Source organism: Desulfovibrio sp. JY (genome assembly GCA_021730285.1).
Taxonomy (GTDB): Bacteria; Desulfobacterota; Desulfovibrionia; order Desulfovibrionales; family Desulfovibrionaceae; genus Solidesulfovibrio.
This window is the reverse complement of sequence record CP082962.1, coordinates 1,925,733-1,940,105: the sequence shown is the minus strand read 5'-3', so window position 1 is coordinate 1,940,105 and position 14,373 is coordinate 1,925,733. Positions and strand designations below refer to the sequence as shown.

At 65.8% G+C, this 14,373-nt stretch carries 17 protein-coding genes; 14 read left to right on the top strand and 3 right to left on the bottom strand.

Going from position 1 to position 14,373, the window contains the following annotated elements:
* Positions 1-63: 63 nt before the first annotated feature.
* Together K9F62_08685 and K9F62_08680 are read left to right on the top strand one after the other, a co-directional pair.
* Complete coding sequence (locus tag K9F62_08685; protein UJX42732.1) at positions 64-399, top strand: hypothetical protein; 336 nt, start codon at positions 64-66, stop codon at positions 397-399.
* A gap of 26 nt (positions 400-425) precedes the next feature.
* Positions 426-1,172, top strand: a complete 747-nt coding sequence (locus K9F62_08680) for a hypothetical protein (GenBank protein UJX42731.1) — start codon at positions 426-428, stop codon at positions 1,170-1,172.
* A 127-nt stretch (positions 1,173-1,299) separates the two neighbouring features.
* Here the strand turns inward: K9F62_08680 and K9F62_08675 are convergent, their stop codons facing one another.
* Positions 1,300-2,628, bottom strand: coding sequence for a DUF4405 domain-containing protein (locus tag K9F62_08675; GenBank protein UJX42730.1), 1,329 nt, complete (start codon positions 2,626-2,628; stop codon positions 1,300-1,302).
* Positions 2,629-2,826: 198 nt separating this feature from the next.
* Between K9F62_08675 and K9F62_08670 the strand changes: the two genes are divergently transcribed.
* From K9F62_08670 to K9F62_08655, 4 genes are all read left to right on the top strand, one after another.
* Positions 2,827-3,048 carry a NifU family protein gene (locus K9F62_08670; GenBank protein ID UJX42729.1) on the top strand — a complete coding sequence of 74 codons (222 nt, stop codon included), beginning with the start codon at positions 2,827-2,829 and terminating at the stop codon, positions 3,046-3,048.
* A gap of 99 nt (positions 3,049-3,147) precedes the next feature.
* The gene (gltX, locus tag K9F62_08665; GenBank protein ID UJX42728.1) at positions 3,148-4,542 is read left to right on the top strand and encodes a glutamate--tRNA ligase; all 1,395 of its coding nucleotides are present in this window, start codon (positions 3,148-3,150) and stop codon (positions 4,540-4,542) included.
* A gap of 382 nt (positions 4,543-4,924) precedes the next feature.
* Complete coding sequence (locus tag K9F62_08660) at positions 4,925-6,400, top strand: aldehyde dehydrogenase (GenBank protein ID UJX42727.1); 1,476 nt, start codon at positions 4,925-4,927, stop codon at positions 6,398-6,400.
* 26 nt (positions 6,401-6,426) lie between these two features.
* Positions 6,427-6,624 carry a hypothetical protein gene (locus K9F62_08655; GenBank protein ID UJX42726.1) on the top strand — a complete coding sequence of 66 codons (198 nt, stop codon included), beginning with the start codon at positions 6,427-6,429 and terminating at the stop codon, positions 6,622-6,624.
* Between the two features lie 78 nt (positions 6,625-6,702).
* On the opposite strand, the gene K9F62_08650 is transcribed toward K9F62_08655, so the two are convergent.
* A complete protein-coding gene (locus K9F62_08650) occupies positions 6,703-6,921 on the bottom strand; it encodes a hypothetical protein (protein UJX42725.1) in 219 nt (72 codons plus the stop codon).
* A 191-nt stretch (positions 6,922-7,112) separates the two neighbouring features.
* Here K9F62_08650 and K9F62_08645 point away from each other — a divergent pair, with 191 nt between their 5' ends.
* Positions 7,113-8,444 carry a hemolysin family protein gene (locus tag K9F62_08645; GenBank protein ID UJX42724.1) on the top strand — a complete coding sequence of 444 codons (1,332 nt, stop codon included), beginning with the start codon at positions 7,113-7,115 and terminating at the stop codon, positions 8,442-8,444.
* Positions 8,445-8,574: 130 nt separating this feature from the next.
* Here K9F62_08645 and rpmB read toward each other — a convergent pair whose 3' ends face one another.
* Positions 8,575-8,781 carry a 50S ribosomal protein L28 gene (gene rpmB / locus K9F62_08640; protein ID UJX42723.1) on the bottom strand — a complete coding sequence of 69 codons (207 nt, stop codon included), beginning with the start codon at positions 8,779-8,781 and terminating at the stop codon, positions 8,575-8,577.
* Between the two features lie 192 nt (positions 8,782-8,973).
* Here rpmB and K9F62_08635 point away from each other — a divergent pair, with 192 nt between their 5' ends.
* The 7 genes from K9F62_08635 (at position 8,974) to fabF (ending at position 14,351) form a co-directional block, all read left to right on the top strand.
* Positions 8,974-9,525, top strand: a complete 552-nt coding sequence (locus K9F62_08635; protein UJX42722.1) for a DUF177 domain-containing protein — start codon at positions 8,974-8,976, stop codon at positions 9,523-9,525.
* A 62-nt stretch (positions 9,526-9,587) separates the two neighbouring features.
* The gene (gene rpmF, locus K9F62_08630) at positions 9,588-9,770 is read left to right on the top strand and encodes a 50S ribosomal protein L32 (protein UJX42721.1); all 183 of its coding nucleotides are present in this window, start codon (positions 9,588-9,590) and stop codon (positions 9,768-9,770) included.
* Positions 9,760-10,809: a phosphate acyltransferase PlsX gene (gene plsX / locus K9F62_08625; GenBank protein UJX42720.1), complete on the top strand. Its 1,050-nt coding sequence runs from the start codon at positions 9,760-9,762 to the stop codon at positions 10,807-10,809. The genes rpmF and plsX overlap by 11 nt, the downstream gene beginning before the upstream one ends.
* Positions 10,810-10,826: 17 nt before the next feature.
* Positions 10,827-11,819, top strand: coding sequence for a ketoacyl-ACP synthase III (locus K9F62_08620; protein ID UJX42719.1), 993 nt, complete (start codon positions 10,827-10,829; stop codon positions 11,817-11,819).
* Positions 11,820-12,033: 214 nt separating this feature from the next.
* Positions 12,034-12,762 carry a 3-oxoacyl-[acyl-carrier-protein] reductase gene (gene fabG, locus K9F62_08615; GenBank protein ID UJX42718.1) on the top strand — a complete coding sequence of 243 codons (729 nt, stop codon included), beginning with the start codon at positions 12,034-12,036 and terminating at the stop codon, positions 12,760-12,762.
* Between the two features lie 42 nt (positions 12,763-12,804).
* Positions 12,805-13,041, top strand: a complete 237-nt coding sequence (locus tag K9F62_08610) for an acyl carrier protein (GenBank protein UJX42717.1) — start codon at positions 12,805-12,807, stop codon at positions 13,039-13,041.
* Positions 13,042-13,106: 65 nt separating this feature from the next.
* Positions 13,107-14,351 (top strand): beta-ketoacyl-ACP synthase II, encoded by a 1,245-nt coding sequence (gene fabF, locus K9F62_08605; GenBank protein UJX42716.1) that lies wholly within the window; start codon positions 13,107-13,109, stop codon positions 14,349-14,351.
* Positions 14,352-14,373: the final 22 nt, after the last annotated feature.

Genomic DNA, 14,373 nt, shown 5'->3' with positions numbered 1-14,373 from the left:
CGTGCGCGGATGGACGGATCCTGCCCCGGGCGTTATCGCCCGGGCGATGACGCGGTGACGCCCATGTTGGCATGGTTGCGGACAAAATGGCGGAACATGGCCGAAAAGCGCCGATTGGCCAGGGATATCCATCCCGAGACCTTTCGGACCATGGCCGCCGAACTGGCCGAACTGGCCGAGGTGGCCTCCAAGGTCCGCCCGGAGGAACAGGCCTTTCTGCTCAAGGCCAGGCGTATCCGCCGGGAAATGCTGGAGCTTGGGCGCATGGCCGCGCGTCCGGAATTTCGCATGCTTCCGTCGCGAAAACGCATCGAGCTGCGCGAGAGCCTGCTGTCCTCGCGCGAACAGCTCCTCAAAACCCTTTGCGACGCGCCCGTGGTCACCACCACGCGCCAGTAACCGCCCTTCGGCCCTGGAGGAACGTCATGCGCCGCCATCCGCGTCTCGCCCGTCTGTCCGCCTGCCCGGCCGCCCGCCTGGCCGCACTCGTCTGCGCCCTGGCCGGGCTGACGCTGCTTGCCGCCTGCGCCATCGAACCCAAGCTCTCCGACAAGAGCACCGTTTACATCGACAACTACACCCGCCGCGACAGCCCCGAGGTCTACGTCGAGCCCATGCGCTCGCCGCCGACGCCCGTCTCGGCGCTCATGGTGCCCTTCGAGGTCACCCAGGACATGGCCGGGTCCCAGGACCTGGGCGAACAGCTCACCCGGGTGGTCTGGCGGACCTGGACCCGGGACCGCGTCTTCCCCAAGATCATCTACGAACCCAACCTGCGCGGGGCGAGCACGCCGCAAGCCGTGGCCGTGGCCCGCAGAATGGGCCTCGATACGGTCATCGTCGGCAAGTTCACCTATGTCCTCTCCGGCGGCACCCGGGGCGACAGCGGCGTGTCCTTCACCTTCGACGTCATCGACGCCCGAAGCGGCGAACGCCTGTGGTCCATGGCCGAGGCCGGCACCATGGAGACCGGGCTCGTCGAGGACTACATTCTTTTCGCCCGCAAAAACCGCATGCCGACCGATCCGCTGACGGCCATCACCTCGACCCTGGCCATGGACATGGGCGGCACCATGACCAAGTGGAACTACGGCTTCGTGCCGCCGCCCCCGGCCGGCCCCAATCCCGCGCCGCCGCAACCGGCTCCGACTCCGGCCGGCCGCCGTCTCTGATCCGTCGGGTCCCGGCCATTCCCCCCAAAAAAGTAAAAAGGGCAGGTGGTTCACCTGCCCTTTTCCATTGTCGTGGCTGGCTGAAAAGAAGCGGGCAGGTCCGCCGGGAGGGCCTGCCCGTTTCTGCCTACTGGCCGACGACCAGACGCATGATGTCGGAGGGAGTGCGGTTATTTTCCAGCGACAGCTCCTCGAAGCTCATGTCGCCGAAGGCCGTGATGTGGTGCCGGGCCAGCCGCTGCACGGCCACCGAAAGCGGAATGTCGTATTCGCGGCAAAAGGTCTGCAGCATCATTTTCTCCAGTCCCGGCGGCGGGGTGGCCGGTATCGACGCGGCCGGAGCCGTGGGCTGGGCCGGCGCGGCGGTTGCCGGCGGATAGCCCGGCTGGGCGGGCTGGACCGCTCCCGGCGTCGTTGGCGCATACCCCGGCTGGGAAGCGACGCCGGGAGCGGGTTGCGCGGGCTGGGCCACGGGAGCCTGTTGCGGCGCGGCCTGGATGGGCGTCGGTTCCTGGACGGGAGCCGCTTGCCGGACCGGCTGGGGCTGCTCGGCAGGGGCGCTTTCCTGCTCCTGGACCGGCTGGGGCGTCGCGGCCTCGGGCGTGGGCGTGACCTCCACAGCCACCGGGGCGGGCTTTTCCGTGCGCAGGGCCTCGTAGACGGCGATGGGCAGCACGTTGTTGGCCTTGGCCGTGTCGGTCAGCGTCCAGGACGGCTGGGCCTTCATCCCAGCGGCGGCGAGCCGGGACATGGCCGTGGCCTGGGGCAGGCCGTATTCCTCGCAGATATCGGAAAGCTTGCGCCGGCCAAGGCCCGGGGGCGGGTCCTTGGGCAGTCCGCCCGGGTTGCCGCCCGAAGGCTCCATGACCATGCGCAGGGCCTCGAACACCCCGCCCGGGGCCACCCCGTTTTGCCGGGCGATCTCGGCCAGCGTCATGTCCGCGCTTTCGGCCTTGATGTTTTTCAGCCGCAGCAGGGCGAGCGCCTTGTCCTTGTCCATGCCCATGCGCCGGGCCAGGCTTTCCAGGGTCGAGCGCTGGGCCTCGGCATAGGGCGGCTCGCCGTAGGTCTCCACGGCCCGCTGCTTGAAATAGTCCGATACGGCGACCAGCTGGCCGACCGGCGGCATGCCGCCGAGGGACCAGACGAAAACCGCCACGGCCACGAGGAGGCCCACGAAAAAAGGTCTCGTGAAAAGCACCAGCGCGCCGTCGGCGTCGCGCAAGGCATCGAGCAGCGTCGCCCGGTTGCAGGCCACGTGGGCCAGTGCGGCCACGACGAAAAGCAGGCCCATGCCCAGGTGCGCGGCTTCCCAGCTTGGCCGGGACAGGCCCAGAAAGGCCCAGTCGGCCCAGGAGGCCACCCGGGCCGCCGGCGCGATGAAAACCACCAGGGCCGAGAGCATCAGGAAAAAGAAGGAGAAAAGGAGAATCAGGAAGACGGATTTCTTGAACATGCATGGGCTCCACCGCCCGCTGGCACGGTCGGGCGTTCGGGTTGTCCGCCCTCTAGCACGCCTCGCCGCATTTGCCCATCCCCGAGGCGGGGCCAAGGGCGGCGCGGTTGACGCCGGCCCCCAAAGACGCTACCTCCCGGCCGCAAGGTCGTCGGCCATCGTCGGCCGTGGCCTAGGCCCACGCCAAGGAGTATCGCCATGCGAGAGAAAGTCGAGGCCGCCCTGGCCAAGATCCGACCCAGCCTCCAAGCCGACGGCGGGGATGTGGAACTCGTCGAGGTCACCGACGGCGGCATCGTCAAGGTGCGGCTCACCGGCGCCTGCAAGGGGTGCCCCATGTCGCAGATGACGCTCAAAAACGGCATCGAACGCATCCTCATGCAGGAGGTTCCGGGCGTCAAGGCCGTGGAACCCGTCTAGCTCCGTCCATTTCCCGCAGCCGGCCGCGCCCCGGCCGCGTTTTCGTCCGTCACCTGGGGAGCCGCCGCGGCAGCTCCCTTTTTTCGCTTTGGAGCCCCTATGAGCACCATCGTTACCCGTTTCGCCCCGAGCCCCACCGGCTACCTGCATATCGGCGGCGCGCGCACGGCCATTTTCAACTGGCTGCTGGCCCGCCACACCGGCGGCAAATTTCTGCTGCGCATCGAGGACACGGACCTGGTCCGGTCCAACGCCGACATGACCAAATCCATCCTCGACGCCATGGAGTGGCTCGGCCTCGACCATGACGGCGAGATCACCTACCAAAGCCAGCGCTTCGACATCTATAACGAGTACATCGACAAGCTGCTCGCAACCGGCCACGCCTACTGGTGCTCGTGCACGCCCGAGGAAGTCGAGGCCATGCGCGAGGAAGCGAGGCAAAAGGGCCTCAAGCCCAAGTATTCCGGCCGCTGCCGCGAGGCGGGCCTCGGCCCCGGGCCGGGCCGGGTGGTGCGGCTCAAGGCCCCCATTGCCGGCGCGACCGTGGTCGACGACATGGTCAAGGGGCCGGTCTCCTTCGACAACGCCGAGCTCGACGACATGGTCCTGCGCCGCCCGGACGGCTCGCCGACCTACAACATGGCCGTGGTGGTCGACGACGCCACCATGGGCGTCACCCACATCATCCGGGGCGACGACCATTTGAACAACACCCCGCGCCAGATCCTCATCTACAAGGCCCTGGACCTGCCCCTGCCGCGCTTCGGCCATGTGCCCATGATCCTTGGCCCGGACAAGAAAAAGCTCTCCAAGCGCCACGGGGCCACGGCGGTCATGGAGTACGAGACCGAGGGCTTCCTGCCCGAAGCCATGCTCAACGGCCTGGTGCGCCTGGGCTGGTCCTCCGGCGACCAGGAGCTTTTCTCCCGCGAGGAGCTGGTCGAACTTTTCTCCACGGACAACCTCGGCAGTTCGGCCGCCGTGTTCGACCAGGCCAAGCTCCTGTGGTTAAACGCCCACTATATCAAGGAAAGCCCGGCCTCGCGCCTGGCGGTGCTGGTCAACTCGTTCCTCGAGCGCAAGGGCTATCCGTCCCAGGACCTGGAATACCTGGCCCGCATCGTGCCGCTTTTGCAGCCGCGCGCCCAGACGTTGGCCGAGATGGCGGACAAGACCGAATGCTTCGTCGTCCGCACGGACGATCTGGTCTACGACATGAAGGCGGTGCAGAAGTTTCTCACTCCCGAGGTGCGCGAGCACCTCACCGACGTGCGCGCCATCCTCGAGGCCCTGTGCTGCTTCGACGAGGCCGCCATGGAGCAGGCGGTGGCCGCCTATCTCGAGGCCAAGGAGCTCAAGTTCAAAAAGCTCGCCCAGCCCATCCGCGTGGCCATCACCGGCGGCACGGCCAGCCCCGGGCTCTTCGAGACCATGGCCGTCATGGGCAAAAAGCGCGTGCTCGCCCGTATCGACCGGGCGCTGGCCCTGTAAGCCGGCAACCTCTTTCCGAACGCTACAAAAGCCCCCGGGCACGGTTCTGGCCGTGTCCGGGGGCTTTTTGCGTGGCGTCCCGGGCAGGCCGGCAGCGACGTAGCCCTTCTTTTTCGCGCCGGGCCTTGACAGGCGGGGCCGTGGGTGTAGTGTAGCCTCGAATCTTCTCCAAGGAGGACAAGAACAATGTATATGGACAGCGCTGTTCCGGCTGACGTCAGGCGCAAGGCCAAGCATGGCCTGGCCGGCGATTCCATGTCCCAACGATAACCAACGCGACACGCATGCGTTGCACCTTCTTTATTTGCAATCAGAGCTGGTATTTCCCGCTTTTACGGATGCAACCGTCCGTCATATCCCAAACAACAGCACGGAGTGATTCATGAACCTGCATCTTGACGATCGTTACAAGCTTTTCATCAATGGAGCCTGGGTCGAAAGCGGCTGCGGCAAGACCTTCGCCACAGCCAATCCGTCGACCGGCGAAGTCCTGGCCCACTGCGCCGACGCCTGTCTCGACGACATCGACAAGGCGGTCGACGCCGCCTGGAAGGCTTTCCCGGCCTGGAAAAAGACCTCGCCCCAGCAACGCTCGGCCATGCTCCTTAAAATCGCGGACCTCATCGACGCCAACGCCGACCATCTGGCGCTGGTCGAGACCATGGACAACGGCAAGCCCATCCGCGAGACGAAGGGCGCCGACGTGCCGCTTTCCTCGGACCATTTCCGCTACTTCGCCGCCGCCGTGCGCACCGAGGAAGGCCAGGCCACGATGATCGACGAGACGACCATGAGCATCATCCTGCGCGAGCCCCTCGGCGTGGTCGGCCAGATCATCCCCTGGAACTTCCCCCTGCTCATGGCCGCCTGGAAGCTGGCCCCGGCCCTGGCCGCCGGCGACTGCGTGGTCATCAAGCCCTCCACCGAAACGCCGCTGTCCATCCTGGAACTGGCCAAACTCATGGCCCAGGTGCTGCCCGCCGGCGTGGTCAACGTCATCACCGGCAAAGGCTCGACCACCGGCAACGCCATGCTCAACCACCCGGGCTTTTCCAAGCTGGCCTTTACCGGCTCGACCGAGGTCGGCTACACCGTGGCCGAGGCCGCGGCCAAAAAGCTCATTCCCGCCACCCTGGAACTCGGCGGCAAGTCGGCCAACATCTTCTTCCCCGACGCGCCCTGGGAAAAGGCCATCGAAGGGCTCCAGCTCGGCATCCTCTTCAACCAGGGCCAGGTGTGCTGCGCCGGCTCGCGGGTGTTCGTGCACGAAGCCATCTTCGACCGCTTCATCGAGGCGGCCACGGAGGCTTTCGCCAAGGTCAAGGTAGGCCTGCCCTGGGAGCCGGACACCCAGATGGGGTCCCAGGTCAACGCCCGCCAGCTGGAAAAGATCCTGGCCTACGTGGACGTGGCCCGAAACGAGGGCGCGACCGTGGCCTACGGCGGCAGCCGCATCACCGACGGCCCGCTGGCCAAGGGCTGTTTCATGCAGCCGACGCTTTTGACCCACGTCAAAAACACCATGCGCGTGGCCTGCGAGGAAATCTTCGGCCCGGTGGCCAGCGTCATCAGCTTCCGCGACGAGGACGAGGTGGTGGCCCTGGCCAACGCCAACGAATACGGCCTGGCCGGCGGCGTCTGGACCCGGGACATCAACCGGGCCCTGCGCGTGGCCCGGGGCATCGAAACCGGCCGCATGTGGGTCAACACCTACAACGTGCTGCCGGCCCACGCCCCGTTCGGCGGCTACAAGAAATCGGGCATCGGCCGGGAAAACCACCTGATGATGCTCGACCACTACAGCCAGCGCAAAAACATCTTCATCAGCCTTTCCGAACAGAAGCTCGGGATGTATTGAGCCCATCCCGGCAAAGGAGCCAGCCCATGATCACCAAGGAAACACCGGTCGAGGAATTCATCGACAAGCCCGGCGTCGTGGCCTACTGCGTCAAAAACGGCGTATCCCCCTACAGCTGTTCCGGGGATTTCCCCTGCGACCTCGGCACGCTGCTGAAACTCGGCAAGGTGTCCGATCCCGAGGCCTTCATCAAGGGCCTAAACGACCTTCTCGCCGCGAACTGACGCTTCCCGCCGGTTCTATAGCGCCCAATAGCGCCCTGGTCGTGTCCGCATCACGGCCAGGGCGCTCGTGTCACGCCATCATCTTCCGGCAATGATGTTCTCCGCGCGATCCACCTGATTGGGCGACAGATCGGGAGGCACGTTTGCCCTCCCCTTGGCCACAAGCACCATATGGCGGGCGCATTTCGTATTGTCGCCGCGACACAGTCTTTTTTTGAGCAGATTGGTCGCCGCGGGCATGTTCTGCATCTTGTCGTTGAAAAAGACACAGCCGGCCAGGCATTCGCAATCGGCCATGGAACCCTCCTTGAATGCATTCCATACTGACGCAATAGAAATTGAGCTTTGCACCACCATACCATGTCCAGGCCACAATACAATACGGCATGACAACCATCCGCAACCACCCCCTTGCGCGCCCTTCGCCTTTGTCGCCGCCGATGCTAACATGGTCCCATACCGGCGGGCCGCCGCCGTACGGAGCGTCCATGACCGCGATCACCCTGGAACTGTTGGCCGTTCTTGGCCTCATCTGCGTCAACGGCTTTTTCTCCATGGCGGAGATGGCCCTGGTCGCCTGCCGCAAAAGCCGTTTGCAGGCCCTGGCCGAAGCCGGCAACCGCCGGGCCGGGACATGCCTGCGCCTGCGGGAGCATCCGGAAACCTTTCTGTCCGCCGTGCAGATCGGCATCACGCTGGCAAGCGTACTGGCCAGCGCCTACGGCGGCGCGACCCTGGCCGGGGAACTGGCCGCCGCCTTGCACGCCATCCCGGTCCTTGCGCCCTATGCCCACGCCTTGTCCCTGACCGGCGTGGTGGTGCCGATCGCCGTGGTCACTCTCCTTTTCGGCGAACTGGTGCCCAAGCGGTTGGCCCTGGCCCGGCCGGAAGGACTGGCCATGGCCGCCGCGCCGGTCATGCGGGCGCTGCTTTTCGCCAGCCGGCCGGCGGTGCGACTGCTCGGCCTGGCCACGCGCGGCGTGGTGCGCCTGTTCGGCTTCGGCGGCGGGAGCGACGAGCAGGACGTGACCGAGGAGGATATCCGTGGCCTGTTGCGCGAGGGGATGCTGCACGGGGCGCTGGAGCACGAGGAACATGCCATCATGGAGCGGGTGCTGCGGCTCACCGACCGGCCGCTGGACGTCATCATGACCCACCGCTCGAAGATCGACCGCATCGACATCGACGCGCCGGCCAAGGAAGCCCTGGCGGCCATGATGGAAAGCCCGCACACCCGGTTTCCGGTCGTGCGGGGGGATTTTTCCCAGGTGCTTGGGGTGGTGCGGGCCAAGGACGTGCTGGCCGGCTATCTGCGCGACGGCCGAATCGATCTGGCCGGCCACCTGACGCCGCCGGTCTTCCTGCCGGAGACCTTGCGCGGCCTGTCGCTCCTGTCGCGATTTCGCCAGTCGCCGCGCCTGCATCTGGCCCTGGTGGTGGACGAGTACGGCGACGTGGTCGGCATGGTCACGGCGGCGGACGTGTTCGAGGACATGGTGGGCGATCTGCCCGGGCTCTCCGGTTACGACGAGCCGGCCGTGGTCAGGCGCGATGACGGCTCGTTTCTCATCGACGCGGCCACGCCCATGGACGAGGCCGCCTCCGCCCTGTCCCTGCCCCGGCCCTGGCCCGAGGACGTCAGCGGGGCCACCCTGGCCGGGTTCCTGCTGGAACGCCTTGGCCGCATCCCGGCCATCGGCGACAAGCTGACCGCCCTTGGCGCGACGTTTGAAATCGTGGACATGGACGGCCGGCGCATCGACCGGGTGCTGGCGACGCCCACTTCGAAAAAAACGGACCAGACGGAGCCGGACGCCTGATCAAAAGCCCGGGGCAAAATCCCGTCTTACAAAGCGCGCCCCCCAGCCGCCTTTCCTAAACGAAAAAAAAGCGGCGCGCCGGATGACGCGCCGCTTTGCGACCTTACTATAGAAAAGGCTGGAAACGAAACTAGGCGGTCTTGGCGACAGGCTTGGTCACCGCGCCGGAACGCAGGCAGCGGGTGCACACCGTCATGGTGGTCACTTCGCCGGAAGGCAGCTGGGCCCGCACCTTGACCAGGTTGGGCGAAAAACGACGCTTGCTCTTGTTGTTGGCGTGGCTGACGTTGTTGCCGCTCTGGGGCTTCTTGCCGCAATGCTCACAGATCTTGGCCATAACGAGGTTCCTCCCGAAAACATATGTCGCGGGACGGCCCGCCGGACAAGGTTTCCGGGCTGCCGCGACCGCGTGTTTTTTCGCAGTGACGCAAAGAATTTTGTGAGGTACATGGGAACGAAGGCATTGGCAAGCTTTTTCTTGACAACACACGGGCCACAGACTAGCACTCTTTTCTCCGCGAGGGAACCCATGTCCGAACTTTGGCTCGATATCACCGACATCCCGGCAACCGGCCGGGAGTTTTCGTTTTCCGACCAGTCCATCTGGACAGGGCCCATCGGGGAATTCGATCTGCCGCATCGTCTCGACGTGCCGGGAACCGGGCTTGCAGCCACGTTTACCGTACTGCCGCAAGGAAGGGGAGCGCTGGTGCGGGGGCGGCTGGCCGGCAAGGTCGTCACCCCCTGCGACCGTTGCGCCGAGGACGCCATGCTCGACGTCGCGGTCGATTTCGAGTTCTTCGAGGAGACCCCCGTGGAGGGCGAACAGTCCCTCGAGCCGGGATTGCTGCGCCGCCGGGGCAAGGTGCTGGAACTGGACGTGGCCAGCCTTTTGTGGGAACAATTCCTGCTCGCCCTGCCGGCCAAGCCCTTGTGCGACGAAAACTGCCCGGGGCTCTGTCCCCGGTGCGGGGCGTCGCTGAAAAACGGGCCGTGCTCCTGCTCCAAGGAGGAAGGCGACCCCAGGCTTGCCGTCCTGCGACAATTGAAGGTCCCAAACGGCTCGAAGCAGCGGCATTGACGCACAATCGCCGCGAGCCGCACATCATACGACATTAAAACCCTAGCTGCGAGGTAATCGCCATGGCCGTCCCCAATAGAAAAATCTCCAAGTCCCGCAAAGGTATGCGTCGCGCTCACGACCACGTCCCTGTTCCCGCCGTGGTGCTTTGCTCCTGCGGCGAGCCGACGTTGCCCCATCGCATCTGCCCCAGCTGCGGCATGTACCGTGGCCGCCAGATGCTGCGGAAGGACGATGCCGAATAACAAACCGCGCATCGCCGTGGACGCCATGGGTGGGGACTTCGGTCCCCACGTGGTCGTTCCCGGCGCTTTGCACGCCGCCAGGACCGGCAAGGCCGAGATCATCCTGGTGGGCGACACGGACGCCATAAACGCCCAACTCGCCCGCTACGACGTCAAGGGCCTGCCGGTTTCCGTGGTGCACGCCACCCAGGTGGTGGAGATGCAGGAAAAGCCTTCCGAAGCGCTGCGGCGCAAGAAGGACTCCTCCATCCAGGTCGCCTGCAACTTGGTGCGCGACGGTGCCGCCGACGGGGTCATCTCCGCCGGCCACTCCGGCGCGACCCTGGCCTGCGCCATGTTCACCATCGGCCGCGCGCCGGGGGTGGAACGCCCGGCCCTGGCCACTTTCATGCCGACCGAACGCTCCCACTGCGTCATCATCGACGTGGGGGCCAACGTCGACTGCAAGCCCTTCCACCTGCTCCAGTTCGGGGTCATGGCCTCGGTGCTCGCCCAGACCATGCTCGGGCGCGAGAATCCGGCCGTGGCGCTTTTGTCCAACGGCGAGGAGTCGGGCAAGGGCAACCACCTCGTCAAGGAGACCTTTGATCTCCTGCGCCTCAGTTCGCTCAATTTCGTCGGCAACATCGAAGGCCGCGACCTGTTCACAGGCAATGTGGACGTGGTCGTGTGCGACGGGTTCGTCGGCAACGTGGTGGTCAAGCAGGCCGAGGGCCTGGCCTCCTCGCTCGGCAGGCTGCTCAAGGGCGAGCTGCGACGCGGCTTTTTCGGCAAGATCGGCACCATGCTGGCCCTAAACGCGCTCAAGCGTTTCTCGCGCCTGGTCGACTATGCCGAATACGGCGGCGCGCCGCTTTTGGGGCTCAAAGGCATCTGCCTCATCTGCCACGGCGCCTCCAACAGCAAAGCCATGTCCAGCGCCGTGCGCATGGCCGCCCGGTTCGTGGACATGGAAGCCAACACCCACCTCTCCGCGGCTGTGGCCAAGAACATCGACCTGGCCGGCTCCCGCCGCCAGGCCGTCAACGACCAACGCTAACCGAGCCCCCCTCACTCATGAAGCATGAAGCCTACATCCGCGGCCTTGGCTATTACGCGCCCGAAAAAATCCTGACCAACGCCGACCTGGAAAAAATCGTCGAAACGTCCGACGAGTGGATCACCACCCGCACCGGCATCAAGGAACGCCACATCGCGGCGCCCGGAGAAGCCGTCAGCGACATGACGGCCGAAGCGGCCCGCCGTGCCCTGGCCGATGCCGGCATGGACGCCGACGAGCTGACCCATATTTTTCTCTATACCGTCACCCCGGACTACTACACGCCCTCGGCCGCCTGCCTTGTGGAGGAAAAGCTCGGCATCAAGGGCAAGGTGGTCCAGGACGTCAACGCGGCCTGCTCGGGCTACATCTTCGGCCTGGAAATGGCCCGGGCCGTCCTCGCCCTGCACCCCGAAGCCAAGGTCCTCGTGGCGGCGGCCGAGGTGCTCACCTCGCGCACCAACTGGGCCGATCGCCGCACCTGCGTGCTTTTCGGCGACGCGGCGGCCGCGGCGGTCGTCTCGGCCGGGGACCCTCGCCCGGGCGACGGGCGCATCGTGGATGTGCTGCTCTCGAGCGACGGTTCGCTCGGGCATCTGCTCACCATCAAGGGCGGCGGTTCCGGCCATCCCTACAAGCTCGGCGACACCGTGGACGAGGATTATTTCCTGTTCATGAACGGCCGGGAAGTCTTCAAGCACGCCGTGCGCAACATGACGACCGTGTGCGAGGAACTTATCGCCAAAAACGGCCTGGATATCGACGCCATCGATCTTTTCATTCCGCATCAGGCCAACCTGCGCATCATGGAAGCCGTGGCCAAGAAGTTGGCCCTGCCCGAGGAAAAGGTGGTGTCCACCATCGCCCGCTTCGGCAACACCTCGGCGTCCACGGTGGGCATCGCCCTGGCGGAAACCAAGGCCGAGGGCCGGCTTACCCCGGGATGCCGGGTTCTTTTCGGCGTCTTTGGCGGCGGCTTCACCTGGGGCTCGGCCCTGGTCCAGTTCTAAGGAAGCGGCGCGCGCGTTCCCGGCGGCAACCGTCCCCGGAAAGGCGCGAACGAGGCGACGGCGCGCGGTAAAACGCGATTGCCGTCACGGGGCGTTTCGGCTAGGGTGTCGCCCTGCCCGGCCGGGGCGGGACCATGTCCCACGCCCCCGTCTTACGAAAAACAATCCGGCCGCGTAACGGGGAAACCTCCCACGCGCCGCAAGGAGTTGCGCCATGCGTACGGCACTGGTCACCGGCGGGTCTCGCGGCATCGGCGCGGCCACAGCCGCACGGCTTGCCCGTGACGGTTTCGACGTCCTCCTCACCTACGTCAGCAAGCCCGACGCTGCGGCGCAAGTGGCTGCGGCCATCACGGCCGAGGGGGGCAGCGCCAGAGCCGTGGCCCTCGATACGTCCGATCCGGCCGCCGTCACCGCCTTTTTCGCCGAGCACGTAAAGGGCCTCGACCTGCACGTGCTGGTCAACAATGCCGGCATCACCCGCGACGGGCTGATCGCGCGCATGAAGGACGAAGATTTCGCGGCCGTGATCCAGGTCAACCTGATCGGGGCCTTCACCTGCCTGCGCGAAGCGGCCAAGCTCATGATGAAGCGCCGCGCCGGCCGTATCGTCAACATCACCTCGGTGGTAGGCCAGTCCGGCAATGCCGGCCAGGCCAACTACGCCGCGGCCAAGGCCGGCCTCATCGGGCTGACCAAGTCCGCCGCCCTGGAACTCGCCCCGCGCGGCATCACGGTCAACGCCGTGGCCCCGGGATTCGTCGAAACCGACATGACCGCCGTGCTCCCGGACGCCGTCAAGGCGACCTTTGCCGAGCGCATACCGCTCAAGCGCGCCTGTTCCCCCGCCGAAATCGCCGCCGCCGTGGGCTACTTCGCCAGCGACGACGCAGCCTACGTCACGGGACAGGTCCTCGGCATAAGCGGCGGCATGTACATGTAATGCAACGTTTAGGATAAATCCGGCCACTATTTGGAGGAAACCATGTCTGTCGCGGAAAAAGTCAAAGAGATCATCGTGGATCAGCTCGGCGTGGACGCCGGCGAGGTCAACCCCGACGCCAAGTTCGTCGATGACCTGGGCGCGGACTCCCTGGACCTGACCGAGCTCATCATGGCCATGGAAGAGGAGTTCGGCGTGGAAATCTCCGATGAAGACGCCCAGCAGCTCCAGAAAGTGCAGGACGCCATCTCCTTTATCGAAAAGAAAAAGGGCGAATAAGCCCCAAACGCCCTGCGACCGGGGCGGCGTGCCTAGACGTCGCCCCGGTCGCGGACGGAAGCGCCATGACTTTAAATAGGGTAGTCGTCACCGGCCTAGCGGCCATCACCCCCATCGGCAACGACCTGGCCACGAGTTGGACCAATCTCCTGGCCGGCGTCTCCGGTGCGGGCCCCATCACGCGTTTTGATGCCACCGCCTTCGATACGCACTTCGCCTGCGAGGTCAAAAACTTCGACGAGAAGGCGTTTGTCGCGCCAAAGCTCGCCAAACGCCTGGACCGCTTCACGCTGTTTGCCCTCTCCGCCGCCGCCATGCTCATGGAGGACGCGGGATACAAGGTCGATCCCGCCGAGGCGGCCGATGTGGCCGTCATCATCGGCTGCGGCCTTGGCGGCCTCGAAACCCTCGAGGCCACCCACAGCAAGCTGCTGGCCCAAGGACCGTCGCGGGTCTCGCCGTTTTTCATCCCGACCATGATCGCCAACATGGCTGCGGGCCAGGTGTCCATCGCCGTCGGGGCCAAGGGCCCCAACATGTGCACCACCTCGGCCTGCGCCTCGGGGATGCACGCCATCGGCACGGCCTTCACCGACATCCGCCTCGGCCGGTCCTCGGCCGCCCTTTGCGGCGGCGTGGAGTCCACCATAACCCCCCTGGCCGTCGGCGGGTTCAACGCGCTCAAGGCCCTTTCCACGCGCAACGACGATCCGACCAGGGCCTCGCGTCCCTTCGACGCGACCCGCGACGGCTTCGTCATCGGCGAGGGTTGCGGCCTGCTGCTGCTCGAATCCCTGGAACACGCCAAGGCCCGCGGCGCACGCATCTACGCCGAGGCGATCGGATACGGCGCGTCGGGCGATGCGTTCCACATGACCGCTCCGCCCGAGGACGGCGAAGGCATGGTCCTGGCCATGCGGGCCGCCCTGCGCGAGGCGGGCATGGCGCCGGCCGAGATCGCGCACATCAACGCCCACGGCACCTCCACGTCCTTGAACGATGCCTGCGAGACCACGGCCATCAAGGCCGTGCTCGGCGAGCACGCCAAAAAGGTGCCCATCACCTCCAACAAATCCATGATCGGGCATTGCCTGGGCGCGGCCGGCGGCATCGAGTCGGTCATGAGCGTCAAGACCATTGTGGAGGGCATCATTCCGCCCACCATCAACCTGGAGACGCCGGACCCGGTCTGCGACCTGGACTACACGCCGGGCACGGCCAGAAAGGCCGACGTCGCCAACGTCCTTTGCAACTCGTTCGGATTCGGCGGCACCAACGCCTGCATGCTGTACAAGGCTTTCGTCGAATAAGCGGGTTTCGGCCCGAGCGGCC

What these genes read in the sequence shown, in the direction of transcription:
- K9F62_08685 (UJX42732.1), top strand. Translation starts at nt 64, where the DNA reads ATGTTGGCATGGTTGCGGACAAAATGGCGGAACATGGCCGAAAAGCGC.
- K9F62_08680 (UJX42731.1), top strand. Translation starts at nt 426, where the DNA reads ATGCGCCGCCATCCGCGTCTCGCCCGTCTGTCCGCCTGCCCGGCCGCC.
- K9F62_08675 (UJX42730.1), bottom strand. Translation starts at nt 2,628, where the DNA reads ATGTTCAAGAAATCCGTCTTCCTGATTCTCCTTTTCTCCTTCTTTTTC.
- K9F62_08670 (UJX42729.1), top strand. Translation starts at nt 2,827, where the DNA reads ATGCGAGAGAAAGTCGAGGCCGCCCTGGCCAAGATCCGACCCAGCCTC.
- gltX (UJX42728.1), top strand. Translation starts at nt 3,148, where the DNA reads ATGAGCACCATCGTTACCCGTTTCGCCCCGAGCCCCACCGGCTACCTG.
- K9F62_08660 (UJX42727.1), top strand. Translation starts at nt 4,925, where the DNA reads ATGAACCTGCATCTTGACGATCGTTACAAGCTTTTCATCAATGGAGCC.
- K9F62_08655 (UJX42726.1), top strand. Translation starts at nt 6,427, where the DNA reads ATGATCACCAAGGAAACACCGGTCGAGGAATTCATCGACAAGCCCGGC.
- K9F62_08650 (UJX42725.1), bottom strand. Translation starts at nt 6,921, where the DNA reads ATGGCCGATTGCGAATGCCTGGCCGGCTGTGTCTTTTTCAACGACAAG.
- K9F62_08645 (UJX42724.1), top strand. Translation starts at nt 7,113, where the DNA reads ATGACCGCGATCACCCTGGAACTGTTGGCCGTTCTTGGCCTCATCTGC.
- rpmB (UJX42723.1), bottom strand. Translation starts at nt 8,781, where the DNA reads ATGGCCAAGATCTGTGAGCATTGCGGCAAGAAGCCCCAGAGCGGCAAC.
- K9F62_08635 (UJX42722.1), top strand. Translation starts at nt 8,974, where the DNA reads ATGTCCGAACTTTGGCTCGATATCACCGACATCCCGGCAACCGGCCGG.
- rpmF (UJX42721.1), top strand. Translation starts at nt 9,588, where the DNA reads ATGGCCGTCCCCAATAGAAAAATCTCCAAGTCCCGCAAAGGTATGCGT.
- plsX (UJX42720.1), top strand. Translation starts at nt 9,760, where the DNA reads ATGCCGAATAACAAACCGCGCATCGCCGTGGACGCCATGGGTGGGGAC.
- K9F62_08620 (UJX42719.1), top strand. Translation starts at nt 10,827, where the DNA reads ATGAAGCATGAAGCCTACATCCGCGGCCTTGGCTATTACGCGCCCGAA.
- fabG (UJX42718.1), top strand. Translation starts at nt 12,034, where the DNA reads ATGCGTACGGCACTGGTCACCGGCGGGTCTCGCGGCATCGGCGCGGCC.
- K9F62_08610 (UJX42717.1), top strand. Translation starts at nt 12,805, where the DNA reads ATGTCTGTCGCGGAAAAAGTCAAAGAGATCATCGTGGATCAGCTCGGC.
- fabF (UJX42716.1), top strand. Translation starts at nt 13,107, where the DNA reads ATGACTTTAAATAGGGTAGTCGTCACCGGCCTAGCGGCCATCACCCCC.